This is a genomic window from Sphingopyxis sp. J-6 (genome assembly GCF_046603995.1).
GTDB lineage: Bacteria > Pseudomonadota > Alphaproteobacteria > Sphingomonadales > Sphingomonadaceae > Sphingopyxis.
Genome location: NZ_CP145810.1, coordinates 4,104,057 through 4,126,374, shown reverse-complemented (window position 1 = coordinate 4,126,374; position 22,318 = coordinate 4,104,057). Strand labels below are relative to the sequence as shown.

Below are 22,318 nucleotides of genomic sequence, written 5' to 3'. Positions count from 1 at the left end.
GGGAGACGGGGCGAGCGCGCTTAAGCAGGATATTGGTTGCGGGATGATGAACGGCGCCGGCTATCCCGCCCAGACCTGCGCATAGAGCATCGCCATCTCGTCGGCATCGGGCACGCGCGGATTGTTCGCGGGCGATCCCGACGCCGCCGCCTGCGCGCACATCGTCGGGACGAGCGCATCCCAGCGTGCGGCGTCGATGCCCCATGCGGCGGGCCCCGGTACTTCGAGCTCGCGGTTCAGCGCCGCCAGTTCGTCGAGCAGGCGCGCGACCGCCGACTGGTCGCCCTCGCTGTCGTCGGCGACACCCATCGCGCGGGCGCATGTCGCATAGCGCTGAAGCGCGGCGGGCGCCGACCAGGCGGTCACGGCGGGCAGCAGCATCGCGTTCGACAGCCCGTGCGGGACGTGGAAATGCGCGCCGATCGGCCGGCTCATGCCGTGGACGAGCGCGACCGAACTGTTCGAGAAGGCGATGCCGGCCTGCGTCGCGCCGAGCATCATCGCTTCGCGCGCCGCAGCATCCGCCGGGTCGGCGCATACGCGGCGGAGGTTCGGCGCGATCGCGCGCATCGCGAGCAAGGCCATGCCGTCGCTGAACGGGTTGGCGCGCTTCGACACATAGGCCTCGATCGCGTGGGTCAGCGAATCGATCCCGGTGTCGGCGGTCAGCCGTCTGGGCTTGGTAAAGGTCAGCTCGTAATCGACGAGCGCCGCGACCGGCAGATAGGCGAGCCCGGGGCAGAGCATCTTCTCGTCGGTCGCCTCGTCGGTGACGATCGTGAAGCGCGTCGCTTCCGACCCCGTGCCCGCGGTGGTCGGGATCGCGATCACCGGCAGGCCGGGGATGTCCTGCACATGCGGCGCCTTGTAATCGGCCATCGCGCCGCCGTGCAGGCCCAGCAGCGCGATCGCCTTTGCGCTGTCGAGCGGGCTGCCGCCGCCGAAGCCGACGACGCAGTCGTGATCGCCGTCCTGGAGAAACGCCACGCCCGCGTCGATCGACGCGACCGTCGGGTCGGGGACGGTATCGGCGAAGACGCGCGCCGCGATCCCGGCCGCCGCCAGCGCGTCGGCGAGCTCCGCGACGCGGCCGCTGCCCTCCAGCCAGCTATCGGTGACGATCAGCGGCCGCGACAGGCCGAGCGTCGCCAGCACCTCGGGCAACTGACGCGACGCGCCGCCGCCGATGCGCAGGATGCGGGGCAGGGCGATGCTGGCGATACTCAAGCGGCGATCTCCTCGAACGATCGGGCGCCCCCTGATTGACGTTAGGGAAACCCTAACCATTGCTAAGGGATAATGCGCAGCAATCGAGCGGATGCTGTGGGGACATCCTTCATAACAATGGGCCGCGTGCCGTCAAAGGAATCACTCGCCCGCTGACCTCGGGTGCTGCAAGCGAGGATGAAGGATATGGGAAGTTTTCCCAGCCCCATGGAAGATCCGACACAGGATATCGAAACCGAAACCGATCGCCGCGCCGCCGATCGCTTCTGTACCGTCTGCCGCATCGCCAAGATCGAACGTCAGGATGACGCCGGCCTGTGGCGGGTGCGCAATATTTCCGACCGCGGCATGATGCTGTCGGCCGACGTCCCGGTCGAAAAGGGCGAACGGCTGGAGATTGCGCTCTCCGAAAACATCATCCTGACCGGGCGCGTCGTCTGGGCCGAAAAGGGCCGCTGCGGCGTCGCCTTCGACGAGGAGGTCGACGGCGTCGGCCTGCTGAAGCAGCTTGCCGCCGAACAGCGCGAGGGCGGCTATCGCGCGCCGCGCCTGCCGGTGCGGGTCAAGGCGACGGCCGCGACCGACGACTGGACGCTGCCGATCGAGCTGGTCGACCTGTCGCAGTCGGGTGCCGGCTTTGTCCATGACGGCCGTTTCGAAGCGGGGATGATGCTCAAACTGACGCTCGAAGGCGGCATCCGCCGTCAGGCGGTCGTTCGCTGGTCGCGCGGCGGGCGCGGCGGGCTGTGGCTCACCGAGCCGCTCGAACGCACCGACCTCGAAAGCATCCGCCGCCTCGAAGGCTGAGCGGCGCGATCAATCGCGCAGCCACAGCAAGGGCTGACGGACCGGGAAATTACGCACGACCTCGCCGATCACGGGATCGGGATCCAGCCGCTGCCAGAGCGCGAGCCAGTCGCTGCGGCGCAGCGCCAGCCCGCCGAACAGCAGGCTCGGCTGACGCACGGGAAAGCCGTCCCCATATTCGATATCGGGCGCCAGCGGCCATGCACGCTTGTCGGCGATGAACGGCGCCATCCAGCCGATTGCGCCGCCGATCGAGCGGCCGTCGGGCGTCCGCCATGCGATGAGGTCGCCGGTGCCGCCCGCGAGCAGCCATGACGTCGCGGCGAGAACATCGAGGTTGAACAGCGAATAGGCATAGGGCTTGGTCCGCGCGAGTTCGAGCGGCTGGCGGCCGTCGGGTTCGATCTGGGTCGGGATGATCACGGTCTTGAGCCGTTCGCGCGCGGCAGCGAGGGTTTCTTCCCGGCCGAGCAGCGCCGCGAAGGCCGCCGCCTGCAACAGCCAGCAACTGCCATGGTTGTTCCGCTGCTCGCGCTCCTCGATGCCGAAGGGCGATGCGGTGAGCCAGTCGAGATAATCGGCGAACCAGCGCTCGACGCCGCTCCGGATCTCCGCATAGCCCGGTGCCTCCTTGCGCGCGAACAGCTCGGCCGCGCGCGCGACCTCGACGATCTGCAGCGTGTCGATCACCCCGATCGCGCGGCCCTGGTTCACCCCGATGATCGCCTGCGCATGGTCGAGGGCGGGGGTCATCCGCGTCGCCGGGTCGACGAACCAGGCGGCGAGGTGGCGCATCGCCGCCGCGGCAAAGCGGCGGTCGCCGGTCAGCTCCCATGCTGCGGCGAGCGTCGGGACGTCGCGCCCGAAGGCGATCAGGGCGTCGCGGTGGCCGTCGAACTTGCCGGGGTTCGACCGGCCGTCGCGGCGCACATAGGGCCCGCCCGGGTTCGCCGGGTCGGGCCACCAATAATCGCCCTCCGAATAATAATCATGCGGGCCCGCCGGGCTGCGCGAAGCAGGAATCGCGGTGATGGTGCGCGGCGCGGCGCCGAGCAGGGCGGCCGCCCGCGGCAACAGCCGGCGGCGCTCGATCGCCCGGATGTCGGGTGGACCCTGATCGCCCCCGGCGCGCGCGAACGCCGCCGGGCCCGCGGCGAGCGCGGCGAGGAGCAGGGTGCGACGCGCGATCACCGGCGCGGCGTCACAGGCGGACGCGGACGCCGAAGAAATATTGCGGCCCGCTGCGCGACACTTCGGCGATGCTGTCGTAGCCGCCCTTGACCATGATGTCGTTGGTGCCGGTGACATTGAGCGCCTGCAGCTTGAGCTGGATATTCCTCGTCAGATCATATTGCGCCGAGAGGTTGAGATAGGTGCCGCCGCGAATCTCGCGGTTGGTGCCGCCGTTGGGCTTGTAATAACCCGAGCGGTAGCGAAGGTTGGCGCGCAGCGAGAGGCCCCATTTCTCGAACCACACCGATCCGCTCGCGGTCCATTTCGACAGCCCGATCAGGTTCGCGGGGTCGATATAGTCGGCAATCGGCGAGGTGTCGGGATATTCGAAATTGGCGAAGGCACGGTTGACCGAGCCTTGGATGCCGAGCCCGTCGAGCGGATCGGGCAGCCAGGTGAAGGCGTGGCTGGCGGTCGCTTCGAGCCCGTAGAGGTGGCGCGTTTCGCCGTCGTTCGCGGGGGCGACGGGATTGATGGTGATCGTTTCGGTCACCGGCGCGCCATTGTCGCGGATCGTCGTCACGGTGATGTCGGTGGGGATCGATTCCTCGGCGCTGATCACCGTGCCCTTCGCCCATTTATAATAGCCGGCGAGCGAGACCAGCGTATCCTCCGACGCATAAAGTTCGAGGCTGGCGTCGACGTTCCAAGCGCGCAGCGGCTTGAGGTTCGGGTTGCCCGTTGTCGCGTCGAAGATGATATTGCCGGTGCCGGTCCCCTCCGACGGGTTGAGGCTGATCCCCGCGCCGAAGCTTTCGATCCCCGAACGCGCGATCGCGCGATAGGCGGCGAGGCGCAGCTTGACCTGCTGCGACAGGTCGAAGGCGATATTCGCGCTGGGCAGGAAATAATTATAGCTGCCCTTTGCGGTATTCGAGACGAGTTCGCCGTCCGGATCGACGTCGACGCTGTAGGTGTCGCCCGCGCTTTCGATGGTCAGGATATAGGGCTGGCGGAAACCCTTCGAAGTGATGTCGGTCTTGACCCAGCGCAGCCCGATATTGCCGCTGACCGGCACGCTGCCCATCCCGGTTTCGAAATTGGCCATCGCATAGGCGGCATAGATGCGTTCGCGGACATCGATATCGCTGGGGTCGCGGCCGTCCGCCGGGGTGGGCAGCGCGTCGTCGCTGCCGGTGAAGGTGCGGAACAGGCAGTCGTTGTCGAAGGTCGCCCAGCGCGTGACGTTGGTCCCCATGCCCTGCATATAGGAGGTGGTGGTGTAGGGCGCGCGGCATTGCCGGTTGGCCTGCGCGATGAGCTCGGCCGGGCTGACGCCGTTGACCGGCACCAACGTGTTGAGGTCGTTGTTGCGCGCATTGTCGTTGGTGCGGTGATGGTCGGAAAAGCGGCCGCCGAACTTCACGCTGGTCAGGAAGCCGTCGAGTTCGCGTTCGATGTCGAGCTTCGCGGCCCAGATCGTGTCTTCGCGATCGGTGACGAAGCGGCGGCGGGCATAGACCGAATTGGGCGCGGTGGTGACGAACAGGTCGGGGTCGGTAATGTCGAAATCGTCGAATGCGACGACCGGCACGACATTGTCGCCCTCATAGCTCAGCGTATAACCGACGCGGCGGTTCGACCGCAGGCGCGTCTGTTTCTGCGTTTCGGTGCGGTGGCTGTTCGAATAGGAGGCGTCGAGCGCGATATTCCAGCGTTCGGGCGACCAGATCAGGCTGACCCCGCCGCCCAGATATTCCTCGTTGCGCTGGCGCGTTTCGAGCTGGTTTTCGAGGTTCGAATTGCCGCGATAACTGATCAGCGAATATGGCGAATAGCCGTTGCTGCCGTCGCCGACGACGAGCGGTTCGACGCCGCGCAGCCCCTCGGTGATGCCCAGCACGTTGCGGTCCTCGCGGCTATTGCGCTTCGAATATTGGCCGTCGATCGCGATCTCGAAATCGGGCGCAGGGCGCCACTGGATCGCGCCGATGATCGCGTCGCGCACTTCGGACGTCTTCTGGGTGCGGAAGCTGCGCGACGAATTGGCGAAATAGGGATCGACGATCGTCTCGTTGGCGTTGCGCGGATCTTCGGCGAAGGTGCAATTGAGGCTGTTCGTCGCGCCGTTCGTTGCCGCGGTATTGCAGAGCTGGAAGGTCGAATTGCCGTTGTAATAGTCTTCGGGCGCGGTCGTGTCCTGCCGCTGGTAGCCGATCGAGATGCCGATATCGCCGATGCCGGTCGAGAACTGGTCGACATAGGAGATGTTGCCGCGATAGCCGAGGCCGTCGTGCTGATAGACATCGTCGTCCTGCGGCTGGAAATCGCCGCGCAGTTCGAACTGGATGCGGCGCTTGCCATAGTCGAGCGGCTTCATCGAGCGGAGTTCGATCACCCCGCCGACCCCGCCTTCGAGGAAGTCGGCGCGCTGCGTCTTGTAGACGAGGACGCCGTTGACGAGTTCGGAGGGGAATTGCTGGAAGGCGACCGACCGGTCGGGGCCGGCGGTCGACACCTCGCGCCCGTTGAAGGTCGAAAAGCTGAGCGTCGGCCCGAGGCCGCGGACCGACAGCTCGTTGGCATTGCCCTTGAAGCGGTCGGCGGAGACGCCGACGATCCGTTCGAGCGTATCGCCGATCGAATTATCGGGGGTCGCGCCGATCTCGTCGCTGACAAGGCCGTCGACGACGACGTCGGCGGCGCGCTTATATTCGATCGACGAGCGCTGCGTCGCGCGCGCGCCGGTGACGATGATCTCGTCGCCGGCGGCTGTATCGGCAGCGTCTGCCGGCGCGGCGGCGCTGTCCTGGCCCCAGACGGGGGCGGCGGCGAGCAGCGTCGCCGATGCGAGCAGCGAGGTGCGGGCGATCAGGACCGATCGTGATGTCATTGTCTCTCTCCCAGTGTCGCCGGTCTACGCGCCGACGCGGCAAGATGCTACCGGTGTCATTCACATGTGTGGAAATTGATACCGGTGTCAATTTTAGATGTAGTACAACTTTGCCCTTGTCGTCAATCGGCCTGTCGGTGGCGGCGTGGGTCGGCGGCCCTTCCGTGACCGGCGGCGACAGGCCGGGAGCGCCGGAAATGGGTGCTCAGCGTGCGGCTCGCGCTTGCGCCAGATCGTAGAGCGCCGTGCCCGCCAGAATGAAGGCGCCCGCGCCGTAGAATTGCGTTTCCTCTGCCGAAACGCTGTCGGGACGGTCGCCGACCTGCTGGACCCAGCCGAGCATGCCGTCAGGTTGTACTGCCCGGCCGAGGGCGTGCCAGCCGCGGATCGCCGCGGGCTCGTAAACCCGCCGGTCGAGCAGCCCGTTGTCGACGCCCCAGGCAAAGGCATAGGTGAAAAAGGCGGTGCCGCTCGATTCGGGCGGGGTACCGGGGTCGCTGTCGAGCAACGACGCGGGCCAATAGCCGTCGGCCTTTTGCAGCGTCACCAGCTTCGCCGCCATTTTCCGGAACAGGCCCTCATAATAGGGTCGCTGTGGATCGTCGTCGTCGAGCATTTGCAGCACGCGGACAAGCCCGCCCATCACCCAGCCGTTGCCGCGGCTCCAGAACAGCTTGCGCCCCTTGGCGTCGCGCTGGTCGAAGAAACGGCTGTCGCGGAAATAAAGGTCTTCGGCCGGGTCGAAGAGATAATCGGTCGTCGCCTTCCATTCGGCATGGACGAAGTCGGCGTAGCGCGGGTCCTCCGTCGCGCGGCCGATGCGCAGCATCGTCGGCGGCGCCATGAACAGCGCGTCGCACCAGCACCAGCGTTCGGTGCACAGCGAATAGCCGCCGCCGGGTTCGGTGGGCACGAAGGCGAGATCGTTCGTGCGGCGGTTCGTCAGCACATTGTCGAAATAGGCGCGCGCGGGGGCAAGCGCTTCGGCGCCGCCGCCGTTCCGCGCCGCCCATTCCCATGCCTGCGCGATCAACTGGTCATCGGCGTGGAAAGGAAGCTTGCCGAGCTGCCAATGTTCGGCGCGGCCCAGTTCGACGACCGGATCGCGGTACCGCGCATCGCGTTCGGCGAGCTCGGTGAGCGCGACCCAGAAGGTCGCCTGTTGCCAGTCGCGCGGATTGCGCACGCTCGGCCGCGCCGCGGGCATCCTGTCCCACGCCGCGCGGTGCGCGAGCTGCCAGTCGGCGACGCGGCGCGTCCCGGCGAGGATCTCGGCGGGTTTCGGCATGACGGGCTCGGCCGGGGCCGCCGCCGCGGGGGCGCCGATCATCACGAGCGGGGCAAGCAGGCTCAGCGGCATGGCATATCCTTTGCGGGGCCGGGACGGCCGATGGCGTCGACATATCTCTTTCCCTTTCCGCCGTGCCCTGTCAATAAGGTTGTCAGACAACTTTGGGAATCGACGAGAGGAAGAACATGCCGAAGATCGTGTCAGCGCGCGTCATCGTGACGAGCCCGGGGCGCAATTTCGTGACGTTGAAGATTGCGTGCGACGACGGCACCACCGGGGTCGGCGACGCGACGCTGAACGGCCGCGAGCTCGCGGTGGCCAGCTATCTGGCCGACCATGTCGTCCCGTGCCTGATCGGGCGCGACGGGCACCGGATCGAGGATATCTGGCAATATCTCTACAAGGGCGCCTATTGGCGGCGCGGCCCGGTGACGATGGCGGCGATCGCTGCGGTCGACTTGGCGCTGTGGGACATCAAGGGCAAGGTCGCGGGGCTGCCCGTCTACCAGTTGCTCGGCGGCGCGTCGCGCGACGGCTGCATGGTCTATGGCCACGCCAACGGCACGACGATCGCCGAGACGATCGAAGCGGCGCTCGATTACCGGCGGCAAGGTTACAAGGCGATCCGCCTGCAATGCGGCGTGCCGGGCATGGCGTCGACCTATGGCGTCAGCAAGGACCGCTATTTCTACGAGCCAGCCGATAACGACCTGCCGAGCGAAAATATCTGGTCGACCGCGAAATATCTCCGCGTCGTTCCCGAACTGTTCGCCGCGGCGCGCGAGGCGTTGGGGTGGGACGTGCATCTGCTCCACGACGTCCACCACCGGCTGACCCCGATCGAGGCGGCGCGGCTCGGCAAGGACCTCGAGCCATATCGCCCCTTCTGGATCGAGGATGCGACCCCCGCTGAGGATCAGGAGGCCTTTCGCCTGATCCGCCAGCATACCACCACGCCGCTGGCGGTCGGCGAGATCTTCAACTCGGTCTGGGACTGCAAGGCGCTCATCGAAAACCGGCTGATCGATTATATCCGCGCCACCGTGCTGCACGCCGGGGGCATTACGCATATGCGCCAGATCGCCTCGCTCGCCGATCTTCACCAGGTCCGCACCGGCTGTCACGGCGCCACCGACCTGTCGCCGGTTACGATGGCGGCGGCGCTGCACTTGGGGCTCGCGATCCCCAATTTCGGCATCCAGGAATATATGCGCCATACGGCGGAGACCGACGCGGTGTTTCCGCACGCGTACCGCTTTGCCGACGGCATGCTTCATCCGGGCGACGCGCCGGGGCTGGGGGTCGACATCGACGAGGCGCTGGCCGAAACCTTTCCCTATGCGCGCGCCTATCTGCCGGTGAACCGGCTCGAGGACGGCACGATGTGGAGCTGGTGATGCGCGCGCCGCTGCTTGCCCTGACGCTGTTCGCGGCCGCGGCGGCGGCGCAGGATCACAAGCCGCTTCGCCCCGCAACGGCGGAGGAGCGGGCGGCGCGCGCTGCGGTGACGATCGCCGATTATCGCTACGACGATCTTTTGTGGGAAAACGACCGCATCGCATACCGCATTTACGGCCGCGCGCTGGAGGCGGCCGAACCGCCGTCGTCGTCGGGCATCGACGCGTGGGGCAAGCGGGTGCGCTGGCCCTATATGGACCGCCAGCTACGAACCGGCGACCAGCATAGCGATCATGGCGAAGGGCTCGATTTCTACAACGTCGGCACCGGCCGCGGGGTCGGTGGGCTCGGCATCTGGTACGACAACAAACTGTGGACCTCGCGCAACTATGTGCGGCCGGAGATTATCGGCGCCGGGCCCGAGGTTGCCGACTTTATGGTCGATTACGATCCGTGGCCGGTCGACACGGTACGAACGGTGCGCGAGACGCGGCGCTTCACCTTGCCGGCGGGCACCAATTTCACCCGCATGGTCTCGACGATCGGTTCGGACAGCGATGCCGGGCTGGTCGTCGGTATCGGCATTTCGAAACGGCCGACCGGCGGAGGACGCTTGGGCGAGGTGATCAGGGATGCCGCCGCCTCGCGGCTGAGCTGGTGGGGTCCCGCCGACGGCGACAAGGGGCGGATGGCGGCGGCGGTTATCGTCGATCCCGCGGCCTTCGCGGGCTTTGCCGAGGATGCCGACAATATTCTGATCCTCGTCCGGGTCCGGCCGGGGCGCCCGTTCGTCTATTATGGCGGCGCGGCGTGGGATCGCGGCGGCGATTTCGCCACGCGCGGGCAGTGGCAGGCCTATGTCGACCGCCAGCGCCCCGACTTCCGCCCGCCCCCCGACTTCCGGCCGGCCGGTGCAGGGCCCTAGCCAGCACCGGGGGGCGATGATAGGGCTGGCGGCATGGCGGTAACCAAGGCGGCGTCGCTGGCGGACGATCTCGTCCAGCGCTTCGAGGAACAGATCGAAACGGGCGATATGCCGCCGGGATCGCGCTTTCCCACCGAAAAGGCGATCACCGAAGCATTCGGGGTCAGCCGCACCGTGGTGCGTGAGGCCTATTCGCGCCTCGCCGCGCGCGGCCTGCTCGTGTCGCGGCGCGGATCGGGAGCCTATGTTGCGGACGGTGCGCACTACCGCGCCTTTCAGGTGACGCCCGACGAGACCGGCAAGATCGAGGATGTGTTGCAACTCCTCGAAATGCGCATGGGGTTCGAGGCGGAAATGGCCGAGCTCGCGGCGCGGCGGCGAACTGCCGCAGACCTTGCCGAAATCGGCGCCGCGCTCCGGGCGATGGACGAAAGCACCGACGTCGACGGATCGGTCGCCGCCGACACGGCGTTTCACACGGCGATCGCGCGCGCCACCGGCAATCCCTATTTCATCCGTTTCACCCAGTTTCTCGGCGTGCGGCTGGTTCCGTCGCGCCAATTATATCTGCAAGGCAGCGACACCGCGCAGCACCAACGCTATGCCCGGACGATCAACCGCGACCATCGCGCGATCCATGCCGCGATCGACGCGGGCGATGCCGCCGCGGCGCGGCGTGCCGCACGGCGGCATATCGAAAAATCGATCGCGCGCTACCGGACCTTGCTGGAGGCCGGTACGGCGCGCGCGCCGGACCCGGACGAAAAATTTTCGGGATGACCCCTGCGAACGATCGCACATAATCCGGAACGCGGCGCTTTCCCGTGCCGATGTAACGTTACGATGGGGGTAACGAATAGGTGAATCACCTGTCTGCCCAACTTGATTTCGACTCCTGATGCTCTATGCGGGGGCGCGTGCAAGGTGACCCGGACAATTACATCAGTCTCCTTTCGGCCGCGCAAATCGAGACGTTGCGGCACGTTTTTGAGCACAAAAATTCCAAGGAAATCGCGCGGCTGATGGGGGTGTCGCCACATACGGTCGATGAACGGGTGCGAAGATCGCTAAGAAAGCTTAATGTTTCCAACAGGATAGAAGCAGCGCGTATCCTCGCCCGTAACGGTGTCTTCGACCATGTTACTCCTTATCAGCCTTTGACATATCAACTGATCGACCTAGGCGCCTCTCCGCCCGCCGACGATGGCGATGCGGGGCGTAGTGCGACGAGGCGGGTTCTTGATATAGGTTCGCCATTTCCTACCGCGTCCCAGCCGTCCAACCGGCATGGGTTGATGGAAAGGATAATCTGGCCGATCCTGATCGCCTTCGCGACCATTTTGGCCTTTTCCGCCCTTTATTCGATCCTTGTCGGACTAGGTCGTGTCATGACCTGATATTCGAACGGAATGCTGCGGGGGGGACCGGTGGCATTCTCCTATTCAAGGGACCACCATATGCTGAACGAACGCGTTTCCGCAGCGAAAAAGATCGCTACCGAGCTGCACCAGGCCGAAGACGCCATTGACGAGGCGATGATCCGCATCGCCCAGCTTGCCGCGACATTGCCGACCGCGCGCCGCGAAACCAACATGTCGGCGATCGTCGGCCAGGAAGCGATGTCGAAAGTCGCGCACGCTCTGGCCGCCGCCGGCGAAGTTCGCCAGCTCCTCACCGACGCGCATCTGGCGCTGACCGTGACGCAAAAGGAAGTCGGGCTCGGCACGCGGATGTTCGGTGCCGGCGTCAAGCCGCCCGCCGCATCGCTCGACCAAGGCAGCAACGATCAGCTCGCAGCCCAGGCTGCCGCTCAGTCGCTCGCCAAGGCGTCGTAAGCCGACAGGAAAGGTCGACGAGCCACATGTTGTGGACCGTGGCGTTATATTATGGCGTGTTGCTCATCACGGTGACCGTCGCGCTGCTGCGCGGCGGGCCGCTGGAGAGATGGGCAGCGTACACCGCCCTGATCGCCTCGGTCTCCACAACGGTATTGGCACCCAATCCGGAATGGACCGACATTGAAATCAATATCTTCGTCGTAGACATCGCCGTGCTGGCGAGTTTCTGGTCTATTTCCCTGAAAACAAAGCGTTTCTGGCCATACTGGATCACCGGATGGCAATTGATCGCGATTTTCGGGCATATCCAGAAAATGATGTTTTCGGAGATATTGGCAGGGCCCTATGCGCTGCTCTCAATGTATATTTCCTATCCGATCCTCTTCGTAATTCTTTACGCATCGGGCTCGGTCAGACGGAGGGGTGAAGTTGGGGCGTAACCTATGGAACGCCCCGGGGGGTCCCGTTACATGCAGCAATTTTCGAACGAAGAAATTGCCGAACTCAAGTCGCGTATCGATCAAATCCACGACCTGCTGACGACCCGGGGGGGCGATGAGCAGGCGGTCATGGGGATCCCCGTTTCGCTGGCGCGAAGCGAGGCGCCGAAAGCGGTGCTGGTCGACCAGGTGGCGTTCAACATCCAGATGCGGCGGCTGCGCAAGAGCCATTTCGGTGGCGCCCAGCTATCGGGTCCGGTGTGGGACATGATGCTCGACCTGATGCTGGCCGATACCAACGGACGCGAATTGAGCGCGAGCGATCTTGCGGCGGGGGCGGGGGTGCCGCTGTCGTCGGGCCTGCGCATGATCGCCTCGCTCGAGGCGCAGGGGCTGGTCCGGCGCTTTATCGACCAGCACGACCGCCGCCGTTCGCTCGTCGAACTGACCGACAAGGGCAGCGAGCGGATGGAAAGCTATTTCGAAAAGATCGGCAGCGCCTGGGAGAGCCGCCAGATCGCTGCCTGACGGCCTTGGTGTGGGACGGCGTGGGGCCGCCCGGCTAACTATTCGGTCATTTCCACCATCATCGCATTGACCTTCGCCATTGCGTCGCGCTTGATCTGGCAGATGCGGGCAGCGCTGACGTCGAGGGTCAGGCCAATTTCCTGCAGATTCAGTTCCTCGAAGAAATAGAGCTGGAGCACCATTTGCTCGCGCTCCGACAGCCGGTCGATGCACCGGCGCAGCGCATCCAGCACATCCTCTTCCTCATATAATGTTTCGGCGCCCGGCCGGTCGTCGGCGATCAGGAAGCTGCCGCTTTCGGTAAGCTCGTCGAGCGAGGTCGAGCGGCCCTGCATCGCGCTGCGTTCGAGCGCGAAATATTCCTCGGCCGACATGTCGAACGCCTCGGCCATCTCGGCCGCCGTCGGCGCGCGCATCAGATGCTGTTCGAGCGTCGCCCGGACCGTCTTCAGCCGCTTGTTCGCTACCATCGCCGAGCGGCCGACGTCGGCTTCGCGGCGGAGCTGGTCGATCATCGCGCCGCGGATGCGGGTCGAGGCATAGGTGGCGAAGGCAAAGCCGCGCTCCTCATAGTGGCGACTCGCCTCGATGAGCGCGATCAGCCCCGTCTGGATGAGGTCGTCGAGTTCGCTCGTCCGCGACACGCGCGAGAACACCTGCCAGGCGATCTTGCGCACCAGCGGCGCATATTCATCGACCAGCCGTTCGACGCTGTCGGGATAGCCGCGCGGGCGCAGTGTCCCGGCGGCGGCGGCATATTCCCTCGGGCCGGTGGCGCCGGCGAACTGCCCCGCGGGCTCAATTCTCATGATATTCGTCCTTGGTCTGGGCGTTTTCGGCGGCGCCGAGGCGCGGAACTTCCGCGCCGATGGTGGCGACGATTTCGGTCTGCTTGTTCGCCGGGATCTCGAGGTAGGAAATGACGGCGACGTCGGGGAAGGTCGCGCGGACCAGCCGCGACAGCGCCGGGCGGCAGATCGGCGAGGCGACCAGCGCGAAGCTGCGCGTCGACAGCAGCAGCGGTTCGACCGCCTGCCCGATCTGCTCGACGATCTTCATCGCCATGCCGTGCTCGAACGGCCATTCGGCGCCGGGATTGGCGCGCACCGCCTGATTGAGCAGCACTTCGATCTCGGGGCTGAAGGTGACGACGGGGAGCGGCATGCGGCTCGGCACGATCGTCTGGACGATCAGGGCGCCGATGCGCTGGCGCACCGCCTCGATCAGGTCGCCGTCGCCGAGCTGCTGTGCCGCCAGTGCGACCATTGCCTCCGCGATCTTGCGGAAATCGCGCAAGGGCACGCGCTCGATCAGCAGCGCCTTGCACAGCGCCGCGACGCGCGGCAGCGCATAGCCCTGCGGGCTCAGATTCTGGGCGAGCTGCGGATAGTGGAGCTTCAGATTGTCGATCAGCGCCTGCGCGTCGTCGATGCCGAACAGTTCGGTCGCCGAGGCGATGATGCTGTTGTTGAGGTGCGTCGCGACCACGGTGGCGGGATCGACGACGGTATAGCCGGCCGCGATCGCGTCATTCTGTGCCGCCTTCGGAATCCACAGCGCGTCGAGCCCGAAGGTCGGGTCCTTGCACGGGCGGCCGGTCACCTTGGCGACGAGATCGCCCGAATCGAGCGCCAGCATCTCGTTCGGGAAAACCTCGTCCTCGCCGACGATCACCCCGGCGACCGAGATGCGATAGACGTTGCCGGGCAGCGACAGGTCGTCGCTGACCTTGACCGGCGGGACGACGAAACCGAGTTCCTTCGACAACTGGCGGCGGATGCCGGTGATCCGCGTCATCAGCGGCGCGCCCTTGCGGTCGTCGACCAGTGCGACGAGCGCATAGCCGATTTCGAGCTGGCAGGCGCTGGCGTCGCTGACGTCGGCCCAGTCGATATGATGCGGGTCGGGCGCGGGCGCGGCGGGTTCGGGCGCGGCGGCCTGATCGGCTGCGGCACGCCGCAATTGCCAGCCGATGACGCCGGCGATCGCGCTGGCGGGCAGGATCAGCATCTGCGGCATCGCCGGGACCATGCCGAGGATGAACAATATGCCGCTGACTGCCATCCAGATCGTCGGCGACGCGAACTGGCTGCCGATTTGGCCCGAAAGGTCGAACGGCGAATTGACGCGGGTGACGATGGCGGCGGCGGCGATCGACAGCAGCAGCGCCGGGATCTGCGCGACGAGCGCGTCGCCGATCGCCAGCGTGACATAGGTGCTGCCCGCTTCGGAGAAGCTGAGGCCATGGCTGAAGATGCCGAGGATCAGGCCGCCGACGATGTTGACGAACAGGATCAGCAGGCCGGCGACCGCGTCGCCCTTCACGAATTTCGAGGCACCGTCCATCGAGCCGTAGAAATCGGCTTCGGTCGCGACCTCCTGACGGCGGGCTTTCGCTTCGTCGGGGGTGAGCAGGCCGGCGTTGAGGTCGGCGTCGATCGCCATCTGCTTGCCGGGCAAGGCGTCGAGGGTGAAGCGCGCCGACACTTCGGAGACGCGTCCGGCACCCTTGGTGATGACGACGAGGTTGATGATCATCAACACGACGAAGACGAACAGGCCGACGACATAGTCGCCGCCGATCAGCACTTGGCCGAACGCCTCGATGACATGGCCCGCCGATGCGGTGCCTTCGTGCCCGTGGACGAGCACGACGCGCGTCGAGGCGACGTTGAGCGCGAGGCGGAACAGCGTCGCGAGCAGCAGGACGGTCGGAAAGGCCGAGAAGTCGAGCGGTTTCGACGCCTGCAGCGCGACCATCAGGATCAGCAGGCTGATCATGATGTTGGCGACGAAGCTGATGTCGAGGATCAGCGGCGAAACCGGGATCACCATCAGCGCGACGAGGATCAGCATCCCCGCCGGCAGCGCGGCGGCGCCGGCGAAGCGTCCGGCGTCGCGCAGGTTCAGGCCGGACGTCATGCCGTGCCTCCGAGCGACGCGAGCCGCTGATAGGCCTGGGCGGCAAAGCCCATCGACAGTTTCTTGGGCATCGGCTGGATATCCATCATCGGGAGCGGCGGCCGCCCGGCGGGGGCGCCGCTGCTGCTTGCCATCTGCATGCGCCATCCGGGCGCGAGGCCGGAACCGCCGCCGGGCAGCATCGCCGGCGCGCTGCCGTCTTCGAGCTTGAGGCGGAAACGTTCGCGAATTTCGCCGAGGCTGCGCATGCTGCCGTCGGAGGCATAGAAGATCGAGCGGTTGGCGGCGGCCGCGTCGGGCATCATCGTTGCGCCCGGCAGGTCGGGGTTGGATTCCCACGCCGCAAGGAATTTGGCGGCGCCGCCGCTACCGAGGAAATGGGCGAGATAGAGGTCGACCGGCTCGGCGCTGCGGCCGATGCGGCTTTCCAGATAGTCGCGGTTGTCCGAGGTCAGCTCGGCCGCCATGCTCGACGCCGCGGCGGGATCGTCGCGCAGGTCGAAGATCTGCTGGCGCAGCGCGGGGTCGGTCACCGACAGGCGCCCCGACGCGTCGCGTCCGATCGCGTTCGCCGCCCAGCCGAGGCCGTGCTCGGCGCCATGGCGCTGCAGGGTGGCGAGCCAGGTCTGTTTGGTGAACTGGTACAGCCCGCGCGCCGACGAGGTCGGTGCCTTGGCGGTCGGATTGAAGCCGCTTTCGACGCGCGCGACGTCGAACAGATAGTCGAAGTCGATCCCCGTCCGCGCCGATGCGCTCTGCACCGCGTCGATGACGGGTGCGGCGATGCGCGGGCTTTGAGGGGTGTTGATCGCATTCATGGCTTTGGTTCCGCTGGTTCAGCAGACCAAAAGCAATCATCGTGCCATTTCCGGAAAATTGTCCCAGAAACAAGTTTTATCAGTAAGTTAGTGCTGGTCCCCGCGCCGCGCCGCCGCGCAGCTGATGGGTGTTGTCAATCCTCTGACGCGTCCAGTTCTTCAGGATGTTGACGCGGATCGCGGCGGCTTCGAGCTGGCCGAGCACCGCCTCGATCAGCGCCCGCGCGCGGCCTTCGCTGCCTTCGGCGACGCGCGCGCCGCGAAACAGGATCACCGACGTGGCAAGCGCCTCGGTCGCGGCGATGATCGCGCCCGCGTCCTGCCCGTCCAGCGCGCCGACCAGCGCGTCGAGCCGCGCCTGCACCTCGTCCATCTCGGCCAGCATCAGGCGCCGCTGCCTTTCTGGAACGCCAGCATCGCCTTGGCGATGGCGGCCGCATCGGGGGTATAGCTGCCGCCGGCGATGGCCGTGCGCAGCGCCGCGACGCGCGACACGTCGACCGACGGTCCCTGTGCGGCGAGTTCGCCGGTCATCGTGATCAGCCGGGCAACGGGCAGGGCGTCCTGCGCCGCCACGCGGACCGGCGGCCGTGCCGCCGCAGCGCTTTCGCTTGCGATCCTGCGCGTGGCGCCGGTGCGGACAAGGCCGCCGACGGCTTGCACCCCGATCTTGCTGTCACCCGACATCTTCGCCTCCTTGGCCGTCCGTCAGAAAAGTGACGGCGCCGTATCGAAGGCTTTAACGGACGGTGACGGGGAGGATTAAATGCATGGAGCCGAAAAAAGACAAAGAAAAACCCGGCGGCGTCGGAAAATCGACAGCCGCCGGGCCGATGCGACCAGCAGGGGGTGAAATTCTAGTCGGCGAGGCGGGCCCGGCCGGGGCCGGTGACGGTGGCGCTGAGGGTGCTCTTGGCATCGCTGCCCCTGAGGGCGATCGTTTCGCCGACGCGGCCGTCTTCGGACGCGGTTGCGGCATAGCTGATCGAAAAGCTTTCGGTGTCGATCGTCACGCGGACATTGTCGCCGCGGCGGATCACCGGTGCGGCCGCCGCGGGGCGGGCGTAGCTCGCCTGCGTCGGAGTGACGCCGGCGGGGCCCGTCATCGGGACGCGCAGGCGCCAGCCGAGCGAAGGGCAGCGGACGGCGAGCGTCTGGGCGTCGATCGCGGTGACCGATGCCTGTTCGGGGCAGCGCGCGAGCTTGATGCGGCGGTCGATCGGGGTCGCCGAGCGGCCGATCGCATTCGCCACCATCGCGGTGAGTACGTCGATCGTCTGCCAGTCCTCGCTGGCTTGCTGGGCATGGGCGACGGGTGCGGCGGCCATGCAGGCGGCGATGCCGGCAACGAGCCGGGTGCTTGTCTTGCGAACCATGATCCATCTCCTTCAGGTCCAAAATGGTCGCGGGTATGGAAGCAGGAAGCGTGCCAGTCGTGCTTTGCTGCGGCTTTGCGCGGCGCCGCAGCGGGCGCCGTCAAACTTTTGACTGACGCCGGAATGGCCGTCGCCGGGGCGTCGTGGCTTTCATTCAAATATATGAAAAATATGGAAAAATATCGTTTGGCACGGTGATTGCATCGTTCCTTCTGTTTTTCCGCGCACCCGCGCCGGCGACCGCCGACCAAGGGCCCCGCGGCAAAAGAAGGAATGGTATGATGGCATCCGAAAAGCTTTTTGGCCTGCACGCGACGGCGCTCCAGCTCCGCAGCCAGCGCATGATGCTGCTCGCGTCGAACATCGCCAATGCCGCGACGCCCAATTACAAGGCGCGCGACCTTGATTTCTCGAAAGCGCTCGACCTTGCGCAGCAGGGCGGCTCGGCCGCCGACGCGATGCAGGGTGCGATTGCCTATCGCGTCCCGGTCCAGTCCTCGCTCGACGGCAACACCGTCGAGATGGCGACCGAGCAGACGGCGTTTGCCGAAAATGCGCTCGCCTACCGGTCGAGCCTCGCCTTCCTTTCGGGCCGCGTCAACACGCTGACCCGCGCGATCAAGGGCGAATGACGATGAACAATTTCTCGGTCTTCGACATCAGCGGCCGCGCGATGTCGGCGCAGCTCGTCCGCCTCAACACGACCGCCTCGAACCTCGCCAATGCGGGGACCGTCGCGGGCAGCGAGGCGGGCGCCTTCCGTTCGATGAAGCCGGTGTTCCGCACCGTGATGGACGATCATGGCCGCGCGACGGTGCAGGTCGACCAGGTCACCGTCGGCAAGATGGCACCGTCGAAACGGCACGACCCCAGCAACCCGCTCGCCGACAAGGACGGCAACGTCTGGGAAGCCGCGGTCGATAGCGCCGCCGAGCTGGTCGAGATGGTCGAGACCGCTCGCCAGTATCAGAACAATGTCCAGGTCCTCGAAACCGCGAAGGGCCTGATCAACGAAACCTTGAGGATGGGACAGTAAGATGGCCGTGAACAGCGTCACCAACAACAGCAATGTCGTGCTCCAGCCGAAGGGCAGCGGGCAGCAGATGGGGCAGAGCGATTTCCTGCGCCTGATGACCGCGCAGCTCAGCCAGCAGGACCCGTTCAACCCGGTCGATAACCAGGCGATGGTCGCGCAGATGGCGCAATTTTCGAGCCTCGCCGGGATTACCGAGACGAACACGACGCTCCAGCAGATCTCCGACCAGCTCAAGGCGCAGACCGCGCTGCTGCAGGACATCAAGGCCGCCACCCCGGCGCCCGCCACCGACACCACCACCGACACCAACAGCACGCAGTAAGGAAAAGCTCATGTCTTTCTACACCTCGCTTTCGGGCCTCAAGGGCGCCCAGACCGAAATGTCGGTCGTCTCGAACAATATCGCCAACGCCGGCTCGATCGGCTTCAAGCGCAGCAAGGCGGAGTTCGGCGACATCTTCGCCGCGTCGCCGAACCAGTCGACGAAGACGGTCGCCGGACAGGGCACGCGCCTCAGCGGCATCACCCAGCAGTTCACGCAAGGGTCGTATGAATCGAGCGAAAAGACGTTCGACATGGCGGTCATCGGCGACGGCATGTTCGTCGTGAAGGGCGAAGCGCCGCGCAACCAGGTCACTTACACCCGCAACGGCTCCTTCTCGCCGCTCGAGGACGGCCGGGTCGTCGATTCGACCGGCGCGACACTGCAACTGCTGCCGGTCGACGCCGACGGCAACGTCACCAGCCGCGACCTTGCCTCGACGCAGGATTTCGTCGTGCCGCAGCACGCGCCGGGCAACCCCGACGCGGCGCTCGTCAACATCTCGATCGGCCTCGACGGCCTTGCCACGGCGACCTTCGCCGACGGTTCGGACCAGACGCTCGGCAAGATCGCGATGGCGACCTTCCCCGCGATGGAGGGCCTGCGCCCGATCGGCGATTCGCACTGGCAGTCGACCGGCGACAGCGGCCCGCCGACGATCGACGCCGCGACCAACGGTCCGATGGGGTCGATCCAGTCGGGGGCGCTCGAACGCTCGAACGTCGATATCACCGAGGAACTGGTGATGCTGATCGCCGCGCAGCGCAATTTCCAGGCGAATGCCAAGGCGATCGAGGGCGCGTCCGCGCTGACCCAGACGATCATCGGCCTCCGCTGATCCCGCTTTAATCGCCGCCTGCCCGGAGCAACCATATGGACCGCGTCATCTACACCAGCCTCACCGCGATGCGGGGCAGCATGGCCCGGCAGACGGCGATCGCGAACAACCTCGCCAACGCGCAGACGCCGGGCTTTCGCGCCGACATGGCCGAATCGCAGGCGCTGTGGCTGAACGGCAATGGCGGCCGGGCGATGTCGTCCGAGGAAGTGATCGGCGCCGACATGCGCGCCGGCACGATCGCCGCCACCGGGCGCGACCTCGACATCGCGATGCAGGGCGACGCGATGCTCGTCGTCCAGGCGCCCGACGGCGAAGAGGCCTATACGCGGCGCGGCGACCTGATGGCCGCGCCGAGCGGGCTGCTCTCGACCGGCGACGGCCATCCGGTGCAGGGCACGCAGGGCCCGGTCACCATCCCGCCCGCCGATTCGGTGACGATCGACGACGAAGGCCGCGTCTTTGTCGTCCCCGCCGGCGGCGATCCCCAAAATCCGCAGCAGGTCGACCGGCTGCGGCTCGCGACCCCGACGGGATCGGAGATCGTCAAGGGGCTCGACAATCTGTTCCGCGTCAAGGGCGGCGGCATCTTGCCCGACGACCCCGAGGCGCGGGTCGTCACCCGCTCGATCGAAGGCTCGAACGTCACTGCGACGGTCGCCCTCGTCGACATGATCGAGGCCAGCAAGGCCTGGGATTCGCAACTCAAGCTGATCGACGACGCGCGCGAAATGGACAGCGCGACGGCGAATCTGATGCAGCTACCCCGTTAGAGCGTGATGAGATGATATTGACCCACCGTGATTGCCCCCGGAAGTTTGCCGGCAAGAAGCGTCTCGCAGGCCGGGCCGGTGGCCCGGTCCAGAGGTGCGCCGCCGTCCGGCGGGCTTCCGGGGGCAACCCCTGCGGGGCGGGCCGATTTTGGCCGATTGCCGCGTTGCTCGTCGGGCACGATGCCCCGCATCGCACCTCTCCTCGCGCCTCGCACTCGGCCAAAATCGGCTCCGTCACGGCGGGCCAATATCATCTCATCACGCTCACAGGAGAAAGAAAATGAGCTTCGGTGCCTTGCACGTCGCGCGGACCGGTCTGGATGCCCAAGGCTTCCGGATGCAGGTGATCGCGAACAACCTCGCCAACGTCAACACGACGGGTTTCAAGCGCGACCGCGCCAATTTCGAAACCCTGAGCTATCAGATGATGACCCAGCCCGGCGCGCCCTCGTCGGCAGAAAATCGCTATGCGATCGGGCTCAACCTCGGCACCGGCGTCTCGCTCGCCGGCACCGCGCGGATCGACACGCAGGGCAGCTTTGCGACCACCGGCAACGGGCTCGACGTCGCGATCGACGGCGCCGGCTTTTTTCAGGTGCTGATGCCCGACGGGCGCACCGGCTATACGCGCGCCGGCAATTTCACCACCTCGCCCGAGGGCACGATCGTCACGTCGGACGGCAAGCCGGTCCAGCCCGCGATCCAGATCCCCGATGGCGCGACCGGCATCACGATCGGCGCCGACGGCACCGTTTCGGCGCAGCTTCAGGGCGATGCCGAAACGACCGAACTCGGCAAGATCGAGATCGCGCGCTTCGCCAACCCCGCTGGGCTGCAGGCGATCGGCGACAATATGCTCGTCGAAACCGCCGCTTCGGGCGCACCGCAGGTCGGTGCCGCGGGCGAGGAAGGCCGCGGCACGCTGCGCGGCGGCATGCTCGAGGGATCGAACGTCAATGTCGTCGAGGAACTCGTCGACATGATCGAGACGCAGCGCGCCTATGAGGTCAATTCGAAGATGATCCAGGCCACCGACGAGATGATGAAAAATGCGACGCAGACTCTCTAAGGGCCTGCTGGTCCTGCTTGCGCTGGCGCCGGCCATGGCGCACGCGAAGGACAAGGTCGCGCCCGACGCCTTTTCGGTCACCATGCCCGCGCCGCCGCCGGCGCCGCCGGCAAACGGTTCGATCTTTCAGGGTGCCTATGTGCCGCTCACCTCGGGCGGGCGCGCGGGGCAGGTCGGCGACATCATCACCATCCAGCTCGTCGAGCGCACCGCCGCGACGAAGAGCAACGCCGCGGGGACGCAGCGCGACGGCAATATCGGCCTGACGCCGCCGTCGACCGGCCCGCTGTCGCTGTTCAACCCGAGCGACGTCGCAATGGGCGGCGGCCAGCAGTTCAAGGGCAAGGGCGACGCGTCGCAGTCGAACGCGCTGTCGGGCGAGGTCAGCGTGACCGTCGCCGCCGTCTATCCGAACGGCACGATGCTGGTGAAGGGCGAGAAACTGCTCACCCTCAACCGCGGTGACGAGCGGGTGCAGATTGCCGGCATCGTTCGCGCGATCGACATCAGCCCCGACAACCGCATCCTGTCGACCCGCGTCGCCAATGCGAACATCCGTTACGTCGGCAAGGGCGAGATCGCCCGCGCCAGCCAGCAGGGCTGGCTGCAGCGCTTCTTCTCGATCATCAGCCCCTTCTAAGGAA

Annotated in this window: 26 protein-coding genes; 16 read left to right on the top strand and 10 right to left on the bottom strand. The window is 66.3% G+C overall.

Annotated features, from left to right (window positions below):
- Positions 1 to 60 precede the first annotated feature (60 nt).
- The gene (locus V6U71_RS19600; RefSeq protein ID WP_411340001.1) at positions 61 to 1,227 is read right to left on the bottom strand and encodes an iron-containing alcohol dehydrogenase; all 1,167 of its coding nucleotides are present in this window, start codon (positions 1,225 to 1,227) and stop codon (positions 61 to 63) included.
- A 207-nt stretch (positions 1,228 to 1,434) separates the two neighbouring features.
- Here V6U71_RS19600 and V6U71_RS19595 point away from each other — a divergent pair, with 207 nt between their 5' ends.
- On the top strand, positions 1,435 to 2,034 hold the full coding sequence (locus tag V6U71_RS19595; protein WP_411340000.1) for a PilZ domain-containing protein: 600 nt from the start codon (positions 1,435 to 1,437) through the stop codon (positions 2,032 to 2,034).
- A 9-nt stretch (positions 2,035 to 2,043) separates the two neighbouring features.
- Here the strand turns inward: V6U71_RS19595 and V6U71_RS19590 are convergent, their stop codons facing one another.
- The 3 genes from V6U71_RS19590 to V6U71_RS19580 all read right to left on the bottom strand — a co-directional run bounded on the left by V6U71_RS19590 (position 2,044) and on the right by V6U71_RS19580 (position 7,460).
- On the bottom strand, positions 2,044 to 3,225 hold the full coding sequence (locus V6U71_RS19590; protein ID WP_411339999.1) for an alginate lyase family protein: 1,182 nt from the start codon (positions 3,223 to 3,225) through the stop codon (positions 2,044 to 2,046).
- Positions 3,226 to 3,235: 10 nt separating this feature from the next.
- Positions 3,236 to 6,100, bottom strand: coding sequence for a TonB-dependent receptor (locus V6U71_RS19585; RefSeq protein WP_411339998.1), 2,865 nt, complete (start codon positions 6,098 to 6,100; stop codon positions 3,236 to 3,238).
- Positions 6,101 to 6,305: 205 nt separating this feature from the next.
- Entirely contained in the window at positions 6,306 to 7,460 is a 1,155-nt protein-coding gene (locus V6U71_RS19580) for a glycoside hydrolase family 88/105 protein (protein ID WP_411339997.1), read from the bottom strand.
- Between the two features lie 116 nt (positions 7,461 to 7,576).
- On the opposite strand from V6U71_RS19580, the gene manD reads away from it, so the two are divergent.
- From manD to V6U71_RS19545, 7 genes are all read left to right on the top strand, one after another.
- Positions 7,577 to 8,788 (top strand): D-mannonate dehydratase ManD, encoded by a 1,212-nt coding sequence (gene manD / locus V6U71_RS19575; protein ID WP_411339996.1) that lies wholly within the window; start codon positions 7,577 to 7,579, stop codon positions 8,786 to 8,788.
- On the top strand, positions 8,788 to 9,714 hold the full coding sequence (locus tag V6U71_RS19570) for a DUF4861 family protein (RefSeq protein WP_411339995.1): 927 nt from the start codon (positions 8,788 to 8,790) through the stop codon (positions 9,712 to 9,714). Before manD ends, V6U71_RS19570 begins: the two co-directional genes overlap by 1 nt.
- Positions 9,715 to 9,747: 33 nt before the next feature.
- Complete coding sequence (locus tag V6U71_RS19565) at positions 9,748 to 10,494, top strand: FadR/GntR family transcriptional regulator (RefSeq protein WP_411339994.1); 747 nt, start codon at positions 9,748 to 9,750, stop codon at positions 10,492 to 10,494.
- Positions 10,495 to 10,631: 137 nt separating this feature from the next.
- Entirely contained in the window at positions 10,632 to 11,111 is a 480-nt protein-coding gene (locus V6U71_RS19560; protein WP_234716010.1) for a response regulator transcription factor, read from the top strand.
- Between the two features lie 60 nt (positions 11,112 to 11,171).
- Entirely contained in the window at positions 11,172 to 11,549 is a 378-nt protein-coding gene (locus V6U71_RS19555) for a hypothetical protein (protein WP_411339993.1), read from the top strand.
- 26 nt (positions 11,550 to 11,575) lie between these two features.
- Positions 11,576 to 11,992 (top strand): hypothetical protein, encoded by a 417-nt coding sequence (locus tag V6U71_RS19550; RefSeq protein ID WP_411339992.1) that lies wholly within the window; start codon positions 11,576 to 11,578, stop codon positions 11,990 to 11,992.
- Positions 11,993 to 12,022: 30 nt separating this feature from the next.
- A complete protein-coding gene (locus tag V6U71_RS19545; RefSeq protein ID WP_411339991.1) occupies positions 12,023 to 12,520 on the top strand; it encodes a MarR family winged helix-turn-helix transcriptional regulator in 498 nt (165 codons plus the stop codon).
- Between the two features lie 38 nt (positions 12,521 to 12,558).
- Here V6U71_RS19545 and V6U71_RS19540 read toward each other — a convergent pair whose 3' ends face one another.
- From V6U71_RS19540 to V6U71_RS19515, 6 genes are all read right to left on the bottom strand, one after another.
- Complete coding sequence (locus tag V6U71_RS19540; protein WP_411339990.1) at positions 12,559 to 13,329, bottom strand: sigma-70 family RNA polymerase sigma factor; 771 nt, start codon at positions 13,327 to 13,329, stop codon at positions 12,559 to 12,561.
- Positions 13,319 to 15,442, bottom strand: coding sequence for a flagellar biosynthesis protein FlhA (gene flhA, locus V6U71_RS19535; RefSeq protein ID WP_411339989.1), 2,124 nt, complete (start codon positions 15,440 to 15,442; stop codon positions 13,319 to 13,321). Before flhA ends, V6U71_RS19540 begins: the two co-directional genes overlap by 11 nt.
- Positions 15,439 to 16,260, bottom strand: a complete 822-nt coding sequence (locus V6U71_RS19530) for a transglycosylase SLT domain-containing protein (protein WP_411339988.1) — start codon at positions 16,258 to 16,260, stop codon at positions 15,439 to 15,441. The genes flhA and V6U71_RS19530 overlap by 4 nt, the downstream gene beginning before the upstream one ends.
- Positions 16,261 to 16,339: 79 nt before the next feature.
- Positions 16,340 to 16,645 carry a hypothetical protein gene (locus V6U71_RS19525; protein WP_411339987.1) on the bottom strand — a complete coding sequence of 102 codons (306 nt, stop codon included), beginning with the start codon at positions 16,643 to 16,645 and terminating at the stop codon, positions 16,340 to 16,342.
- Entirely contained in the window at positions 16,645 to 16,947 is a 303-nt protein-coding gene (flgM, locus tag V6U71_RS19520; protein WP_411339986.1) for a flagellar biosynthesis anti-sigma factor FlgM, read from the bottom strand. Before flgM ends, V6U71_RS19525 begins: the two co-directional genes overlap by 1 nt.
- A 170-nt stretch (positions 16,948 to 17,117) precedes the next feature.
- Entirely contained in the window at positions 17,118 to 17,636 is a 519-nt protein-coding gene (locus tag V6U71_RS19515; protein WP_411339985.1) for a flagella basal body P-ring formation protein FlgA, read from the bottom strand.
- 278 nt (positions 17,637 to 17,914) lie between these two features.
- Between V6U71_RS19515 and flgB the strand changes: the two genes are divergently transcribed.
- The 8 genes from flgB to V6U71_RS19475 are packed head-to-tail and all read left to right on the top strand — an operon-like array spanning position 17,915 to position 22,314.
- Positions 17,915 to 18,268 (top strand): flagellar basal body rod protein FlgB, encoded by a 354-nt coding sequence (flgB, locus tag V6U71_RS19510; protein WP_411339984.1) that lies wholly within the window; start codon positions 17,915 to 17,917, stop codon positions 18,266 to 18,268.
- On the top strand, positions 18,265 to 18,672 hold the full coding sequence (gene flgC / locus V6U71_RS19505; protein WP_054589522.1) for a flagellar basal body rod protein FlgC: 408 nt from the start codon (positions 18,265 to 18,267) through the stop codon (positions 18,670 to 18,672). Before flgB ends, flgC begins: the two co-directional genes overlap by 4 nt.
- A gap of 1 nt (position 18,673) precedes the next feature.
- On the top strand, positions 18,674 to 18,994 hold the full coding sequence (locus V6U71_RS19500; RefSeq protein ID WP_411339983.1) for a flagellar hook assembly protein FlgD: 321 nt from the start codon (positions 18,674 to 18,676) through the stop codon (positions 18,992 to 18,994).
- Between the two features lie 10 nt (positions 18,995 to 19,004).
- Positions 19,005 to 19,832, top strand: a complete 828-nt coding sequence (locus tag V6U71_RS19495; RefSeq protein ID WP_054732011.1) for a flagellar hook-basal body complex protein — start codon at positions 19,005 to 19,007, stop codon at positions 19,830 to 19,832.
- 35 nt (positions 19,833 to 19,867) lie between these two features.
- Complete coding sequence (locus tag V6U71_RS19490) at positions 19,868 to 20,605, top strand: flagellar basal body rod protein FlgF (protein ID WP_411339982.1); 738 nt, start codon at positions 19,868 to 19,870, stop codon at positions 20,603 to 20,605.
- An 11-nt stretch (positions 20,606 to 20,616) separates the two neighbouring features.
- Positions 20,617 to 20,889, top strand: coding sequence for a hypothetical protein (locus V6U71_RS19485; protein WP_411339981.1), 273 nt, complete (start codon positions 20,617 to 20,619; stop codon positions 20,887 to 20,889).
- Positions 20,886 to 21,674, top strand: coding sequence for a flagellar basal-body rod protein FlgG (flgG, locus tag V6U71_RS19480; protein ID WP_411339980.1), 789 nt, complete (start codon positions 20,886 to 20,888; stop codon positions 21,672 to 21,674). Before V6U71_RS19485 ends, flgG begins: the two co-directional genes overlap by 4 nt.
- Positions 21,655 to 22,314, top strand: a complete 660-nt coding sequence (locus V6U71_RS19475; protein ID WP_411339979.1) for a flagellar basal body L-ring protein FlgH — start codon at positions 21,655 to 21,657, stop codon at positions 22,312 to 22,314. Before flgG ends, V6U71_RS19475 begins: the two co-directional genes overlap by 20 nt.
- Positions 22,315 to 22,318 lie beyond the last annotated feature (4 nt).

Bases quoted from the DNA above. Each gene is read 5' to 3' on its own strand.
- V6U71_RS19500 (WP_411339983.1), top strand. From the start codon at position 18,674: ATGGCCGTGAACAGCGTCACCAACAACAGCAATGTCGTGCTCCAGCCG.
- V6U71_RS19550 (WP_411339992.1), top strand. From the start codon at position 11,576: ATGTTGTGGACCGTGGCGTTATATTATGGCGTGTTGCTCATCACGGTG.
- V6U71_RS19515 (WP_411339985.1), bottom strand. From the start codon at position 17,636: ATGGTTCGCAAGACAAGCACCCGGCTCGTTGCCGGCATCGCCGCCTGC.
- V6U71_RS19485 (WP_411339981.1), top strand. From the start codon at position 20,617: ATGATATTGACCCACCGTGATTGCCCCCGGAAGTTTGCCGGCAAGAAG.
- V6U71_RS19495 (WP_054732011.1), top strand. From the start codon at position 19,005: ATGTCTTTCTACACCTCGCTTTCGGGCCTCAAGGGCGCCCAGACCGAA.
- flgG (WP_411339980.1), top strand. From the start codon at position 20,886: ATGAGCTTCGGTGCCTTGCACGTCGCGCGGACCGGTCTGGATGCCCAA.
- flgM (WP_411339986.1), bottom strand. From the start codon at position 16,947: ATGTCGGGTGACAGCAAGATCGGGGTGCAAGCCGTCGGCGGCCTTGTC.
- V6U71_RS19595 (WP_411340000.1), top strand. From the start codon at position 1,435: ATGGAAGATCCGACACAGGATATCGAAACCGAAACCGATCGCCGCGCC.
- V6U71_RS19585 (WP_411339998.1), bottom strand. From the start codon at position 6,100: ATGACATCACGATCGGTCCTGATCGCCCGCACCTCGCTGCTCGCATCG.
- flgC (WP_054589522.1), top strand. From the start codon at position 18,265: ATGACGATGAACAATTTCTCGGTCTTCGACATCAGCGGCCGCGCGATG.
- manD (WP_411339996.1), top strand. From the start codon at position 7,577: ATGCCGAAGATCGTGTCAGCGCGCGTCATCGTGACGAGCCCGGGGCGC.
- V6U71_RS19475 (WP_411339979.1), top strand. From the start codon at position 21,655: ATGCGACGCAGACTCTCTAAGGGCCTGCTGGTCCTGCTTGCGCTGGCG.
- V6U71_RS19540 (WP_411339990.1), bottom strand. From the start codon at position 13,329: ATGAGAATTGAGCCCGCGGGGCAGTTCGCCGGCGCCACCGGCCCGAGG.
- V6U71_RS19545 (WP_411339991.1), top strand. From the start codon at position 12,023: ATGCAGCAATTTTCGAACGAAGAAATTGCCGAACTCAAGTCGCGTATC.
- V6U71_RS19525 (WP_411339987.1), bottom strand. From the start codon at position 16,645: ATGCTGGCCGAGATGGACGAGGTGCAGGCGCGGCTCGACGCGCTGGTC.
- flgB (WP_411339984.1), top strand. From the start codon at position 17,915: ATGATGGCATCCGAAAAGCTTTTTGGCCTGCACGCGACGGCGCTCCAG.
- V6U71_RS19570 (WP_411339995.1), top strand. From the start codon at position 8,788: ATGCGCGCGCCGCTGCTTGCCCTGACGCTGTTCGCGGCCGCGGCGGCG.
- V6U71_RS19555 (WP_411339993.1), top strand. From the start codon at position 11,172: ATGCTGAACGAACGCGTTTCCGCAGCGAAAAAGATCGCTACCGAGCTG.
- V6U71_RS19490 (WP_411339982.1), top strand. From the start codon at position 19,868: ATGGACCGCGTCATCTACACCAGCCTCACCGCGATGCGGGGCAGCATG.
- V6U71_RS19530 (WP_411339988.1), bottom strand. From the start codon at position 16,260: ATGAATGCGATCAACACCCCTCAAAGCCCGCGCATCGCCGCACCCGTC.
- V6U71_RS19580 (WP_411339997.1), bottom strand. From the start codon at position 7,460: ATGCCGCTGAGCCTGCTTGCCCCGCTCGTGATGATCGGCGCCCCCGCG.
- flhA (WP_411339989.1), bottom strand. From the start codon at position 15,442: ATGACGTCCGGCCTGAACCTGCGCGACGCCGGACGCTTCGCCGGCGCC.
- V6U71_RS19565 (WP_411339994.1), top strand. From the start codon at position 9,748: ATGGCGGTAACCAAGGCGGCGTCGCTGGCGGACGATCTCGTCCAGCGC.